This is a genomic window from Paenibacillus sp. PK1-4R (assembly GCF_030369595.1).
Classification (GTDB): domain Bacteria; phylum Bacillota; class Bacilli; order Paenibacillales; family Paenibacillaceae; genus Paenibacillus.
In genome coordinates, this window is sequence record NZ_CP126535.1 from 1,590,271 (window position 1) to 1,605,350 (window position 15,080).

Here is a 15,080-nt window from a genome sequence, read left to right on the forward strand (position 1 = left end):
TGAATGCTGTTATTCATTTTGAATTTTGATCTGTTATTCATCCCAATTTCAGTTTCCATTAAGGTTGGGAAGGTAAGATAAGTCTTGTAAACCCCTTCTCGTGTTAAATAGATGTGTGACTGGCCCTAGCGGATTGTCCTCCGGTAGGGCACTTTTTTACTTCATTTCTTCGGTTGATGGTATGATAGATAAATACATAATGTGTAACCAACTCTAGTGACCGGAGGATGGAATTGTGGATCACAGTTTGCACCCGTTGTTTAAGCCTATTCAGATGAATGGAACGTACCCTAACAGTTATTATGTTGAGAAAATACCTGCTGCCGGCTTGATGGCTTATGTGGCCTGTTATTGGGAATCAGGATCTCTTCCTAAAACACATGCGGATGTTGCTAAGAGAGAAGTTCCAGAGCGATCGATGACGACGGTACCTGCCCGGGTATTGCCGGATGGTTGCACGGACATGCTGATTACATACGACCCGGTCTGTTCAGAGCACTCCTATGCTTACTGTGGCAATTATACACAGCCGTTCGCTCTACCTGAGCCATCCGATGATGGTCCTTCTGCTGGAGACTACACCTTTGGTGTCCGGTTCTTCCCGGGTGGAGCGCATGTCTTCCATGGCATGCCTCTGGAGTGGTTTACGGATAAGCGAATTGCACTTCAGGAATGTTGGCCGGAGAAGCTGAACGAGCTTCAGGAACGGATGGCCGAAACGAATAGTTTTGCAGAGCGAGTAGAGGTTATGAATGCGTACTTGAGTCCGTTGCCCGTGCAGGCAAGCACATCTGAGAACAATTTGATGAAAAACGTGCTGCACCGCATCTTTATAGATGGGGGACGTATGACTGTCCAAGAGCTGGCGATGCGTGAAGTGATTAGTGAACGGCAGTTGCATCGCAAGTTCTCGGAATGGGTCGGAATCAGCCCCAAACGATTCAGTGAGGTGGTTCGTTTTCATCGTGTGCTGAGCGATATTCATCAGGGAAACACGGCAGACTGGGCAATGCTTGCCCAGAATCATGGATTTTTTGACCAAGCCCATCTGATTCGGCAATTTCGCAAGTTTTATGGAGAGACTCCATTGACGGCAGCCAGAGAGCATGGCAGGATGTTGTCCGATTTGTACAATAGATCTGTAGAAACGTCGGTTATACTTAAATCGTGAGAATAAAAGGTAAGGGAGACATCATATATGAATGGAACATTGCAGATTCGGGATCACTTGTTAAATGAATTGGAAACAGGCGTACGTACGGGGGCTTCGTTAATTCGCTTGATCCGTTCGGAGGATTGGTCTTATCGTCCACAGGAGAATATGCGTTCATTGGTGGAGCTAGTGCATCATTTTATCCAGATTACCGCATCCGATCTTGCCATTATGCAGGAAAAAGGTGAAGCTGAGGTTGGGCTGGTAGAGAATAGCCTGTCGGGGATTGAGGATATCGAGAAGCTTGAAGCAACGTTATGGAGCAATTTCGAATCCTACAAAGCCTATATCACGGGATTGAGCGAAGATGACTTTTTGAATCGTTCAACGAAAGCTTTTTATATGGAACATGGTCATTTGCAGGTTCAATGGCAGATTGAAACGGTAACGCATGTATTCCATCACCGTTCGCAGCTGTATAACTATCTCAAACAGCAGGGCCATGAACTGAACTTTTTCATGCTGTATGCGTAATTAAACCTGTAATAATAAAGTAAGCTTAGTTAGCCCCACCGGATGGTCCGGTGGGGCTTTTTTGCGTGCATTCGTCTATCAATCTATGAAGTCTATCAAAATTGGACATTATGACGCTGGTAATTCACCGTTGCTTTAATAGATTTCAAGCATAGAATACCGTATCACAGCAAAAGGAGGTGATTTCGATGGCCATCCTTTTACCGCAACAGTTTTACAATCTTCCAGCCGGTGTAGGCAAGTCTTACTACGAAAACTTGGCTGGAGGCACCAATGCCAGCGCTACAGTGAACAACTTTGGACCATTTCCAGTATCTCTCGTAATAACACGTGTTAATGAACCTGTAGTCACTTACGTTATTCCTGTAAACAGCAGCCTTACCATTTCTGCAGGTGGAGTTCTGGTGTTTGCCTTGTTAGCTAACCTTGGAGGCGCAGCTTCCGGAACAATTCAATTTGCCGTAGCAGATTTGTAATTGGTGTGGACTGAAATGGAATGACCTCTGTCGGACATCTTGTCGACGGGGGTCTTCTTTTTTTATGGATATACATAGATTTAAATTAATTAAGTGGCTGGTTTACAGCGCCTTTATACAGGTTTGTTTACTTTGGCGGTCATTCGATTAATTTAAGCTATAAGCTGCACGTGAACTGGTGTTGGCATAGAGGAGGTTAGTCGATGATGAACAGAACAATCTTATTTGAAACTGAACGGTTGGAATGTGCGACTTGGAACGAAGGGGATCGTGCGTTGGCGTTTGCGCTGTGGGGCGATCATGAGATTTCGAAGTGGATTACCAGCAAGGGATTTCTAAGCGAAGATGAAGTAGAAGCGAGATTAACACAGGAGATTCAAAGACAGAAGGAAGCGGGGGTGCAATATTGGCCCCTTTTTGAGAAAGAGTCGGAGGTGTTTGTCGGTTGCTGTGGCCTGCGTCCGTATTCTCCAGAAGAGGAGATCTATGAATTGGGATTTCATCTAACCCGGGATCACTGGGGCAAAGGGTATGCGCAGGAAGCGGCGCGGGCGGTAATTGGTTATGCCTTTGACAAAATGAATGTGAAGGCACTGTTTGCCGGGCATCATCCGGATAATGAAGTGTCACGTCACATCTTGATGAAGCTGGGATTTGAGTATACAGGTGACAAACAGTATGAACCGACAGGATTAATGCATCCGTCCTATGTGCTGAAAAAACCGTAAATATGCTTCGAATAGGGACAGGCCATAGGCTATCCTAATGAAGTGAATTCATTTATATGAGAAATGTGGTCTACTGTATATCAACCTGGTTTTCATGCTTTTTTTATTTCGCTTTCAGCTTCTATTAAGGTAGCGGAGGTATGATAAATCTTGTAAACCCCTTCTCGTGTTAAATAGATGTGTGACTGACCCCGCCGGGCGCCGGTGGGGTATTTTTTTGTTTGATTTTCAAATAAACAAAACTAAACAAAAATAAATAAAAGCTTATTTCTGTGTTTTTTATTGACTATCAAAGATAAACAAAGGTATAATGAATGTGAAATAAAGAACTTACTATGTACGTGGCAAGCCATATGATTTTCAATATAAGGAGAGATTGATCATGAACGTGACCCTTACCAATGAAACAACGCGGGCTGCAGGTTTCCATATTCCATTTGTCCGTGAGATGGCTGAGATTACCCAACATATGTGGAAAAATGGCTGGGATGAGCGTAATGGCGGTAATGTCAGCTATCTGCTGGAGGAAGAAGAAGTTGCACAATATATCGATATCCATCATGTGATTCGCAAGATCAAACCGGCATTTTCGGTGCAGGAGCTGGCAGGCAAGTATTTTATCGTGACCGCATCGGGTAAATATTTCAAAAATGTACTCGCTGATCCCGAGAGTAATCTAGGGTTGCTGCGTGTATCGCAGGATGGACAGGAGCTGGAAGTGCTCTGGGGATTGAAGTCGGGGGCCAACCCAACAAGTGAGTTGCCTACACATTTCATGAGCCATATCGAACGTCTGAAATTAGACCCGAACCACCGGGTGGTCATGCACAACCATGCCACTCATGTATTGGCTATGACGTTTATCCACGAATTGGATGAAGCAAAATTCACGAAGACGCTGTGGCAGATGTGCACGGAGTGTGTAGTTGTATTCCCGGATGGGATTGGTATTATTCCATGGATGATTCCTGGATCGAACGAGATTGGCCGCGAAACGGCTGAGAAAATGAAAGAATACCACGCGGTCATCTGGCCGCAACATGGCATCTTTGGAACAGGAACAACGATTGACGAGGCATTTGGTCTGATTGAGACCATTGAGAAGGCAGCCCAAGTGTACATGCTGGTTGCCGGCCACGAGATCCGGCAGAGAATTACGGATGAGCAGCTGACCACACTGGCACAAGCGTTTGGTGTTACCCCTCGTCCTGGCATTCTGGGCAGTTAAAATAGTCAACGCATAGATCAAGGAAGTGGCTTTTGGTTCATTGAACCAAAGGCCATTTCCTTTTTTTTGACGAACAATCGTCATTTTGGTTCAAAAAAGTTCAAATTGCTGAACAAGAATGGCTTTGTTATCGATTATTGAATCGTAGAATGCATTATCACGCGCTGGCGAATTTCGGGTGAAATGACGTATTGTCAATAGCTCTGCGATTTTGCATAATAACAATGCTTCACAGATGAGAGACGGAAGGAAGTTATGATCATGCTTGGCAAAATGAAGAGAATCTTAATAGGCAAGCCAATGAAATCGGCTGAACTGGATGGAGAAAAATTGGGGAAATGGAAGGCACTCGCCATCCTGTCCTCGGATGCCCTATCGTCCGTTGCCTACGGTACGGAACAGATTTTGCTGGTGCTCGTTGCGGCCGGATTCGCCGCCCTTTGGTACTCTGTTCCGATTTCCATCGCCGTGCTGGGATTACTCGTCATTTTAATTTTTTCCTATCGCCAGACGATATTTGCTTATCCAACAGGGGGCGGCGCTTATATCGTAGCCAAGGATAACCTGGGTACAACATCCAGTCTGATTGCCGGAGGATCTCTGCTGGTCGATTATATTCTGACCGTTGCGGTAAGTTCGTCCGCAGGGACGGATGCGATTACGTCGGCTTTTCCTATGCTGCATGACTACAGTGTTGTGATTGCACTCATTATGATTGTTTTTCTAACGATTATGAATTTGCGGGGAGTGACGGAGTCAGCGTCTGTGCTGGCGATCCCCATCCATCTGTTTATCTTTTCGATTGCAATTCTGATTATCTCGGGCGGAATCAAATTTCTTGCCGGGGGGATGGAAGCAGCTGCACCTGAATTCGGAACAAGTCTATCCCATGTAAGTATGTTTCTGTTATTGAAAGCATTCAGCTCCGGATGTTCGGCCTTGACTGGTGTGGAAGCGGTAAGTAACGCGATCCCAAACTTCAAGCAGCCTGCCGAGAAAAATGCCGCGGGTACATTACTGCTTATGGGTTGTATATTAGGAGCCATGTTCATTGGCATCACGTTGCTGGCTTTCGGTTATGGGGTGAAGCCTGATCCCAAAGCAACGGTCATTTCCCAGATTGCTGAAGCGACGTTTGGCAGGGGCACGATGTATTTTATCATCCAGGGTGTAACGGCACTGATCCTGTTCCTGGCAGCCAACACAGCATATTCGGCTTTTCCGCTGCTATCCTTCATGATGGCGAAAGACAAATACATGCCGCATGCATTTATGGTCAGAGGAGACCGCCTTGGTTTCTCGAACGGGATCATTTTTCTTAGTGTGATGTCTGCGCTGCTAGTGGTCGGGTTCAAAGGAAATACGGAAAGCCTGATTCCGCTCTATGCGGTAGGGGTGTTCATTCCATTTACCCTGTCACAGCTCGGTATGATGATTCGCTGGATCAAAGTCAAACCGTCTGGCTGGCAGATGAAGTTGCTGGTCAATACCGTCGGTATGCTGACTACATTATCCATTACCCTGATCTTTATTTTCACCAAGTTCACGCAGACATGGGTCATCTTTATCTTTTTACCGCTCGTTGTTTATGTATTCATGCGTATTCACCGACACTATTGCAACATTGCTGATGAGCTGCGGATTGATATTCAGATCGATAAGCCGGCCAAAAAAGGCAATACGATAGTCATTCCTGTTGCAGGCATTACCCGGGTCGTCATGAATACGATCAGTTACGCCCAGACGATGTCGGATCATGTGGTCGCGCTGTACATTGGATTCGATGATGAGGCCATACGCAAGATGGAGCAGAAGTGGGAGGAGTGGAATCCAGGTGTTCGTCTGGTCGTGATCAAATCGAGATACCGTAGCATTATGGGGCCGCTGAAGAAATTCATTGATACCGTAGAGTGGAAAACGGCCGAGACCGATCACATCACCGTATTGATTCCACAATTCATCACCAAGCACTGGTGGCAAAATGTACTGCACAACCAGACCAGCTTCATGATCCGGGCCTATCTGATCAATTACAAAGACGTGATTGTCACCACGGTGCCATATCATCTTAATCGTTAACTCGAACGGTTAATCGCTTTACCTCGTGTGGGAGATTTACAGATTATTGTAAAATGAGTCAAGTTCTTTAACAGACAAACGTTCATATTCCATTTACACATCGAACCGCAGGGATATCTCCAAAAAGGGGAGTTCTTGCGGTTTTTTTGTCATGAGATCCGGTCTGGATACCGCTTTCGAATGGATGCACATTTGCGTAAAGTCCCTTGTCCATGATTAACGTTACGTTGATTCAGAATGAATTTTGCTGTGACATTCGACTCTTACACTAGATAACGTGGTGCTGAAGTTGATATAACATTTCACACACACTGAATGCGTGAAACAAGGGGGAAGAAAATCCGATGAGTGAGCTTGATAACCGGATCAGCTTGCCTGCCGCCAAACGGCGCGTATCCGGTACGAGTGAGCGCCGGACAGCCTCGCTGCGTGTGCAGCGAATGCGGGAGAATATGCTGGCCTATGGTTTCCTGGCACCATCGCTGCTTTTGTTTGCAGTGTTTCTGTTTTACCCGATGTTTAAGTCCGTGTACCTCAGTCTGCATTCCACAGATCCGACGGGGCAGATTGCGGCTTACGTGGGACTGGATAACTTCAAGGCTGTGTTCCAGTCGGGACTGTTTATGCAAGGGATGAAAGTGACTTTACTATTTGTCCTGTTTACAGTGCCTACGGGTATGCTGGCTGCTCTGATTCTGGCTGCACTGACTCACAACCGATTCAAGGGAATGCGTGTGTTCCAATTTGTGTTCTCTCTGCCCGTGGTGTTATCCGTTGGTTCGTCAGCGGTCATCTGGAAGTTTCTATTCCATCCCACCCTGGGCATGCTGAATTATCTGCTTGGCAAAGTAGGCATCGATCCAATTCCCTGGCTCACCAGCCCGGATTGGGCATTGATCTCGATCTCCATCATGACGATCTGGATGAACCTCGGATTCAACTACATTATTCTATCCAGTGGTTTGGCAGGCATCCCGGATGAGATCTACGAGAGCGCCAAGATTGACGGTGCAGGACCATTGCTGACGTTTCGCAAAATTTCGATGCCGCTACTGTCACCCACGTTATTCTTTGTTACGGTCGTATCGATCATTGGTGCTTTTCAATCGTTTGGTCAGATCAACATTTTAACCCGGGGTGGCCCGATGGACAGTACAAATGTTTTTGTATATTCCATCTATCAGGAAGCCTTTGTTAATTTCCGCTTTGGTACAGGTAGTGCGCAGGCACTGATCCTGTTTGTGGTGATTATGCTGCTGACCCTGATCCAGTTCAAATGGGTAGAAAGGAAAGTGCATTACCAATGAGGGCGACATGGACCAAAACGCTGTTGTATGGATTACTGACGATCTGTGCAGCACTTGTGCTGTATCCGGTGATGTACACCTTTTTCATGGCCGTCATGACGCCGGAAGATGCGAGCGCTTATCCGCCGCATATCATTCCAAATTCCATCGATCTGTCCAACTTTAGCGAAGTGTTCGATATTGTTCCGATCGGCCGATTTATCGGCAATACCTTTCTTGTCGCAGGACTGACAACGCTTGGTCAATTGATTACAGCGAGTATGGCAGCCTATGCTTTTGCGAAAATGCAGTTCAAAGGCAAAAACGTCATCTTCAGCATGTTTGTCGCAACGATGATGATTCCATGGGAAGTGACGATGATCCCCAACTACCTGACGGTTCGCAGCTGGGGTTGGCTGGATAGTTACCAGGGGCTTATGGTGCCGTTTCTGGCAACGGCGTTTGGAACATTCCTGCTAAGACAGTTCTTCATGCAACTGCCCAAGGAATTGTTTGAGGCAGCGAGAATCGACGGGTGTGGTCATATTCGTTATTTCATATCGCACGTCTTGCCTTTGTCCCGTCCGGCACTTGGTACATTGGCAATCTATTCATTCTTAAGCATGTACAATTCATATCTCTGGCCGCTGCTGGTGACAAATACACCGGAAATGAGAACCGCACAGATCGGGATCTCGATGCTGGAGTTCCAGGAATCCACCGCGTGGAATCTGGTATTTGCCGGGACAGCAATGGTGATTCTACCGTCCTTGCTGCTATTGGTCTTCGGGTTGAAACAGCTTGTCCGCGGAATGGCCGCAGGCGCGCTGAAGGGGTAAGGAGAGAAAGTTTTAATACTATTTAATTGAAATGGAAGTTCTGAAGGTTTTGATCTAAAGATTTTGATTTAGAGGTTTTGATTAGAGGTTTTGAATTAAACCTTGTATCTTCGTACAAGGTCTAAGGTTTGGATACCAGGAGCGAATAAAATGAGGCTCGCATTTTCAATAAGTCTCTTGAAGAGCTGCAAAAGTAGTGAAGGAGAAGAATCGATTCTGAAGAAGCGAAGCGCTCGCCTTTATCCACGGATTTTCCCCTTTTAAAGGGAGATTGAAAAAAATCCGGGGGTAACAGCGATCAAAAGAGCGATTCATATCCGGAACGTCACGTTGCAGCACCCAAAGCACTTATGTTGAAGCGAGCCATATAAAAGGAGAGCGATTTCGTTTGAAAAAAAGAGGAACATTTGCATTAATGCTGGCTGCACTCATGTTGGTTATCTCCGCTTGCGGAACAAAAGCGGAAACAAGTAGCTCGGCAAGTGGAGCTCAAGCAGAAGCAGCCGCAGCTGAAACAACACAATTGACGTGGTGGCATTCCATGTCTGGCGCTGGGGAGAAAGCTATTAATCAACTCGCTTCTGACTTTAACGCAAGTCATCCGGACATTCAGGTGAAGCCCATCTATCAAGGGAAGTACGATGAAAGTCTGAACAAACTCAAAGCATCCATGGGCTCAGACAGCGGTCCTGACATTATCCAGGTTTACGAGATCGGCAGCAAGTTCATGATCGATTCGGGCATGATTACGCCAGTACAACAGTTCATCGACAAGGACCAGTTCGACCTTTCCCAACTGGAGCCAAACATCATCCGATATTACACCATCGATGGCAAGTTGAACGCGATGCCGTTTAACACATCGAACCCGATCCTGTACTACAACAAGGATATGTTCAAAGCAGCAGGTCTGGACCCGGAGAACCCGCCGAAGACGTATGAAGAGTTTGAGCAAGCGGCAAAAGCACTGGCAAAAGACGGTAAGCCAGGTGCATCCATGGCGATCTATGGCTGGTTTATGGAACAGTTCTTTGCAAACCAGAATGCAGATTATGTAAACAATGGAAACGGAAGAACTGAGGCAGCTACAGAGTCTCTGCTGAACTCCGAAGCTGGAGTGAAGACATTAACGTGGTGGAAAAAGATGATTGACGAGAAAACCCTCTCCAATCTGGGACGTAGCACAGACGATACAACAGCAGCATTTACAGCTCAGCAAATCGGTATGACCCTTGATTCCACGGCTGGCCTGCGTAAAATCGTAGAAGGTTCAGGTGGCAAGTTTGAACTGGGAACAGGCTTCCTGCCTCGTCCAGCGGATGCCAAAGAAGGCGGCGTTGTGGTGGGTGGAGCGAGTTTGTACATTATGAATAACAAATCGGAAGCACAACAACAAGCGGCATGGGAATTCATCAAGTATTTGGCTACACCAGAGGTACAAGCGAATTGGAGTGTTGCGACAGGATACTTCCCTATTACGACAGCAGCCTACAATGAGCAAGTATTAAAGGATAATATGGCGAAGTACCCGCAATTCCAGACAGCAGTCGATCAATTGCACGCTTCCGCGGATTCGACAGCAACATCCGGGGCATTGATGGGTGTATTCCCAGAAGCCAGACAACTTGTCGAAGGAGCGATTGAAACGGTCCTGAATGGACAAGGTACACCACAGGAAGCACTGGATGCAGCAGCCAAACAAATTACAGACAAGATTGCGCAATATAACAGCACGGTGAAGAAATAATTGTAGGTAAAGCTTTGGATTAAAAACAGATGCGGCGATCATTAATGATCGTCGCATTATTGTGATTTTATGATATCCTCTGAGACCTAAGACGGATTTTTCTTAATGTACAACCTGTTTGAACAAATGATGCAACGTTGATAACATGATGAACGTTAACAGATTTTGTCAGATCACAGGCCAAGTAACAAAAGTACGGCTGAAAAGGGTGAGGGATTGTATGTCGAAGTAAAAGATATTTAATTACCATGTGTCAGTAGTTCGATTTTATATACCACGGTTAGGCCTAAAGTCGATATGACGATTTATGTAAAAAATCCTCCTGCGCGCTAACAATCGGCAAAACTTACGAATAATTGCAAGATGTATTCATATTTCAGACGAGATATAGCTTAGAAAAGATTTCGCGAAAATCAGCGGGTATTGTAAAACTTAGTCTCTAAAGGCAAATGAATATAATATGTTTAACTCCTTAGAACAGCTTGCAGACTTACATCTGCAAGCTGTTTTTTTACTAATTAATGCCTGTTAATTTTCACCAAGTGAAGGTATAGTAGACAGGATTATATTGAAGGAGTGTTGACGAAATGCAAGATCAACCCGTTTTAATCGCACTATTTGCCATAGCGGCAGGAATTTTTAGTTTGCTCGGTGGTATCAACAATTGGGACTGGTTTATGAAGAGTTTCAGAGCAGGAATTTTTGTGAAGACTATTGGACGGCAGGGTGCAAGAGTGGTATATGGTATTCTCGGTGTAGTTATGATTGTCATTGGTGTACTACTGTTACTGATCGGATAGTTATTGGGAAATAACCGAACTCACCAAGTATCATCTACATACGATGTTCATGAGCGAAGGCAAAGTAAGAGGATATGTGAGAAGAGTCAAATGGAAAAAGCGTGTGAATACTTAAAGTAGCAGTATGCAGTATGACCAAGATAGAATATCAAATCAAATAGCATGCCTGAAAAAAATCATAGCCAAAACAAAAAGACCACCGAAAAATTTCGGTGGTCTTTTTACCAAATTCAGGTTTATCCATCTCAATCTGGTTTAATTATCTTTTAAGTCTTCAACAGAGTTGATATCCATGTACGTTGGAACAACCAGACCTTGTTTGACTCCAGTCATACTGACAGCTATGTCTTCAATCTGGTCTCCATAAGTCTCCCAATAATCACCATGTGTAAGCGGGAGCCATACGGCTGGGGAAGCATCAATATCACCTGCTGCCAAACCTGCCCACATGGGTCCAGCTTCGACTTGTAGTGCTTTGACGGTATAACCGAGATCCGTCTCCAGCACATACTTCATCAGGTTGGTACTCGCAATTTCAGAGTCCCATGCAACATAACCGAGACGTAAATTGTCACCTTTAACAGGGGTTAACCCCTTGGTCCACTCTTCAATTTGGTCCGGATGCTTTTCTGCATAAGTCTTGGCAGCTTCTTCAGGCGAAACGCCCTTTTGAATGTCTACCATGATTTCACTCATCTGATCCGCAGTCCAATTAAAGCGAGAGAAGAACTCGTAGGCAACGGGATGATCTTCCTTGATTCCCTTACGTCCAACCGTGTGAACTTCCTCTGCATCGCCGAAAATTAAGTCGGGATCGTCCAAATACTTCAGATCATACTGATTGAACATCCAGTGCGGCGTCCAACCCGTAACGATGATTGGTTCTTCATTTTTATAAGCTTTGTCCAATGATGCAGTCATTGCTGCTCCGGAACCTTCAATCAGATTCCAGTTAGACAAATCATAATGTTTAATGGCGTTTGCCGTAGCTTTCATCAGACCTGCACCTGGATCAATACCAACAATCTGGTGATTAACCTCTTCGCCCACATTAGCACTTGCCGATGGAGTGGAAGAAGCGGCACCTGTCTCCAGATCTGCAATCGAATTGACTTCAGTCATGTAACTAGGAACCACGAGGCCTGTACGTACACCTGTCATGTTGGCACCCAGATCGTCCACCTGGTCTTTGTAACGTTCCCAGTAGTCTGCGTGTGTCAATGGCAGCCAAGCTGCTGGAGAGGCATCTACGTCGCCTGAGGCAACACCCGTCCACATTGGTCCGGCTTCGACTTGCAGAGCGTTAACTTTATAACCCAATTCGTTTTCCATCACATATTTCAGCAAGTTCGTACTTGCGATTTCCGAATCCCAAGCCACATAGCTCAGTTTGAACGCATCACCGTTCACTGGGGTCAGACCTTTGGTCCACTCAGCAATCTGATCGGCATGTTTCTCAGCATAAGCTTTAGCTGCTTCTTCTGCGGATGTCCCATCCTGGATAGCAGTCATCATTTCACCCATTTCATCCGATGTCCATTGGAAACGGGACAGGAATTCAAATGCAACAGGGTGATCTTCTTTCAGACCTTTACGGGCGATGGTATGAATTTCTTCAGCATCACCGAAAGATTTCTCAGGGTCTTCCAGATATTTCAGATCATATTTGTTGAACATCCAGTGCGGAGTCCAACCTGTAATAATGATTGGTTCTTCATTTTTGATCGCTTTGTCCAGCGTGGCCGTCATGGCTGCACCAGAGCCTTCAATCAGAGTCCAGTCAGTCAGTTTATAGTCTTCGATCGCTTTTGCAGCGGACTTCATGATACCAGCCCCTGGATCGATACCAATAATCTGATAGTTCACTTCTTCACCCACAGCATTGGCTCCTGAGTTGTTGCCACCAGCAGAAGTTGTGCCACCAACGAAGTATTGTGAGAAACCAGCTACAAGCACAAGGAATGTTGCCGCAGCAGTGATCCAAGCTTTTTGCTTCGTTGTAATGCGGGAGGTCTTTTTGCGACCTGGCATAAACAGATTTTGTGTAAAACGGTCCAGTACAATCGCGAGTACGACAACAGCGAGACCGGCTTCGAAACCTTTACCGATTTGCAACTGTGTTACTGCACGATATACTTCCGCACCAATACCCTGCGCACCGATCATGGATGCAATAACAACCATGGACAGCGACAGCATGATGGTCTGGTTAATACCGGACATCACAGTAGGCAAAGCGAGTGGAAGTTGTACTTTGAACAACTTTTGCATGGAAGTTGAGCCGAATGCATCGGCTGCTTCAACCAATTCGCCAGATACCTGTTTGATACCCAGGTGAGTCAGTCGAATCGTTGGTGGAATCGCAAATATAACCGATGCGATAACACCTGGAACGACACCGAGGCTAAAGAATGTAACCGCAGGCAGCAAGTAGACAAATGCAGGCATTGTCTGCATGAAGTCAAGCAACGGTGTGACAATACGCGCCGCAGTTTTACTGTATGCGAGCCAGATTCCGACAGGCACACCAAGCAGGATCGAAACCAATCCTGAAGTGATAACCAGACCGAGTGTGTCCATGGATTGGGACCAGTATCCCAAGTTATCTACGAGCAAGAACCCGATAACCGTGAACAGTGTCAGTGGGAGTCGACCTACGAGGAACGCAAGAACACCCAATATCGCAATGAACAGGAGTGGATGGGGCAGCATGAACAGCCCGGAGAAGAATCCGACCACTTCCTGAATAACAACAGAGATAACTTTAAACAATCCGGAGAGCGAGGAGCTCATCCAGTCAACGATGGATTCAATCCACGATGCGAGTGGTATTTTGGGAATCATTCACAAGTTCCTCCTTTACTGCAACTTCACCGCTAAGCGCACCCAGCAGGGCACCGCGGACGATAACACCTTGCAGACGGCCATTCTCACCAACAACAGCGAGCGGCACATGGGCAGAACTTACGATTTCAAACAATTCATGAATCAGGGTCTCAGGCGAAACCGTCGGCCCGTCCGTGATCAGAATATCGTTCAATACTTTGTTTTCGCGCATGGCACGGGTTGCATCTTCAGCTGTAATAACACCAAGCAGTTTTTTCGATCGGTCAATGACAAACAGGTTGGAAATACCACGTTCGCGCATTAATTCGAGGGCAACACGAGGACCACGATCAAGCGTAATTGTTTCAGGGCGACGCATTACGTGAGATGCTGTAAGGACCTTGGACAGATCCACGTCTTCGACGAAGCGGGCCACATATGAGTTGGCCGGTTGAATCATGATTTCTTCCGGTGTACCGATCTGCACAACTGCGCCGTCTTTCATGAGGGCAATACGATCGCCGATGCGCAGCGCTTCGTCCAAGTCATGGGTAATGAAAATAATGGTCTTTTTCATCTTATCCTGAAGCTCGATCAACTCATCTTGCATATCACGGCGAATCAATGGATCAAGTGCACTGAAGGCTTCATCCATCAGTAGTACTTCCGGGTCATTGGCAAGTGCACGCGCCAAGCCGACACGTTGCTGCATCCCACCACTGAGTTCATCTGGCATTTTGTCTTCCCAGCCTTTAAGGCCAACCAGCTCCAGTGAAGTTTTTGCCTTCTCCCGGCGTACTTCCTTATCTACTTTTTGTATTTCCAATCCATACTCCACATTATCAAGAACGGTACGGTGCGGGAACAACGCAAACTTCTGGAAGACCATGCTGATCGTTTTCCGGCGCACTTCGCGCAATTGTTCTTTGTTCATCTTGCGTAGATCCTTACCATGGACCAGAATTTCTCCGGATGTTGGTTCAATCAAACGGTTGAACATCCGAACCAGTGTGGATTTACCACTCCCGGACAGTCCCATAATAACGAAAATCTCGCCTTCTTTAATGTCCATGTTGACCCGGTTGACACCAACCGTTATCTGTTTTTCTTTGGCCAACTTTTCTTTACCCCAACCTTGCTCCAGTAATTGCAGACCTTGCTCGGTTTGGGGGCCAAACAATTTACTTACGTTTTTCACTTCAAGTATGGTCATGTTTTCACCCCTTCTGATGTGTTGTGCACTTCGAACGGCTTTCAGCATCCATAAGCCCATACACTTATGCGCCCAGCCACGAAATCCGGTAGTTTTTGCTTCGCTTCCCGTCTTTCTGGGTAACGTTTTGTATTCTAACAATACTTACCCTGTATAGCAACCGAATAAACA

Annotated in this window: 12 protein-coding genes; 10 read left to right on the forward strand and 2 right to left on the reverse strand. The window is 46.0% G+C overall.

Annotated elements, in window-relative coordinates; translation table 11 throughout:
* Positions 1 to 235: 235 nt before the first annotated feature.
* The 10 genes from QNO02_RS06635 to QNO02_RS06680 all read left to right on the forward strand — a co-directional run bounded on the left by QNO02_RS06635 (position 236) and on the right by QNO02_RS06680 (position 10,870).
* Positions 236 to 1,171: a helix-turn-helix domain-containing protein gene (locus tag QNO02_RS06635; RefSeq protein WP_289391504.1), complete on the forward strand. Its 936-nt coding sequence runs from the start codon at positions 236 to 238 to the stop codon at positions 1,169 to 1,171.
* A 27-nt stretch (positions 1,172 to 1,198) separates the two neighbouring features.
* Positions 1,199 to 1,687 (forward strand): DinB family protein, encoded by a 489-nt coding sequence (locus tag QNO02_RS06640; RefSeq protein ID WP_091033740.1) that lies wholly within the window; start codon positions 1,199 to 1,201, stop codon positions 1,685 to 1,687.
* 188 nt (positions 1,688 to 1,875) lie between these two features.
* A complete protein-coding gene (locus QNO02_RS06645; RefSeq protein ID WP_091033737.1) occupies positions 1,876 to 2,163 on the forward strand; it encodes a hypothetical protein in 288 nt (95 codons plus the stop codon).
* A gap of 203 nt (positions 2,164 to 2,366) precedes the next feature.
* Positions 2,367 to 2,891 carry a GNAT family N-acetyltransferase gene (locus tag QNO02_RS06650; RefSeq protein ID WP_289391505.1) on the forward strand — a complete coding sequence of 175 codons (525 nt, stop codon included), beginning with the start codon at positions 2,367 to 2,369 and terminating at the stop codon, positions 2,889 to 2,891.
* A 382-nt stretch (positions 2,892 to 3,273) separates the two neighbouring features.
* Positions 3,274 to 4,119, forward strand: a complete 846-nt coding sequence (gene rhaD / locus QNO02_RS06655) for a rhamnulose-1-phosphate aldolase (RefSeq protein ID WP_289391506.1) — start codon at positions 3,274 to 3,276, stop codon at positions 4,117 to 4,119.
* A gap of 261 nt (positions 4,120 to 4,380) precedes the next feature.
* The gene (gene kimA / locus QNO02_RS06660) at positions 4,381 to 6,198 is read left to right on the forward strand and encodes a potassium transporter KimA (RefSeq protein ID WP_289391507.1); all 1,818 of its coding nucleotides are present in this window, start codon (positions 4,381 to 4,383) and stop codon (positions 6,196 to 6,198) included.
* Between the two features lie 344 nt (positions 6,199 to 6,542).
* A complete protein-coding gene (locus tag QNO02_RS06665; RefSeq protein WP_091033725.1) occupies positions 6,543 to 7,505 on the forward strand; it encodes a carbohydrate ABC transporter permease in 963 nt (320 codons plus the stop codon).
* On the forward strand, positions 7,502 to 8,323 hold the full coding sequence (locus tag QNO02_RS06670; protein ID WP_091033722.1) for a carbohydrate ABC transporter permease: 822 nt from the start codon (positions 7,502 to 7,504) through the stop codon (positions 8,321 to 8,323). Before QNO02_RS06665 ends, QNO02_RS06670 begins: the two co-directional genes overlap by 4 nt.
* A gap of 388 nt (positions 8,324 to 8,711) precedes the next feature.
* Positions 8,712 to 10,070: an ABC transporter substrate-binding protein gene (locus QNO02_RS06675; protein WP_289391508.1), complete on the forward strand. Its 1,359-nt coding sequence runs from the start codon at positions 8,712 to 8,714 to the stop codon at positions 10,068 to 10,070.
* A 587-nt stretch (positions 10,071 to 10,657) separates the two neighbouring features.
* Positions 10,658 to 10,870, forward strand: coding sequence for an immunity 17 family protein (locus tag QNO02_RS06680; RefSeq protein ID WP_047842001.1), 213 nt, complete (start codon positions 10,658 to 10,660; stop codon positions 10,868 to 10,870).
* Between the two features lie 255 nt (positions 10,871 to 11,125).
* Here QNO02_RS06680 and QNO02_RS06685 read toward each other — a convergent pair whose 3' ends face one another.
* Both QNO02_RS06685 and QNO02_RS06690 read right to left on the reverse strand, forming a co-directional pair.
* Positions 11,126 to 13,714 carry a glycine betaine ABC transporter substrate-binding protein gene (locus tag QNO02_RS06685; protein ID WP_091033707.1) on the reverse strand — a complete coding sequence of 863 codons (2,589 nt, stop codon included), beginning with the start codon at positions 13,712 to 13,714 and terminating at the stop codon, positions 11,126 to 11,128.
* Positions 13,680 to 14,909 carry a quaternary amine ABC transporter ATP-binding protein gene (locus QNO02_RS06690; RefSeq protein ID WP_076331983.1) on the reverse strand — a complete coding sequence of 410 codons (1,230 nt, stop codon included), beginning with the start codon at positions 14,907 to 14,909 and terminating at the stop codon, positions 13,680 to 13,682. The genes QNO02_RS06685 and QNO02_RS06690 overlap by 35 nt, the downstream gene beginning before the upstream one ends.
* Positions 14,910 to 15,080: the final 171 nt, after the last annotated feature.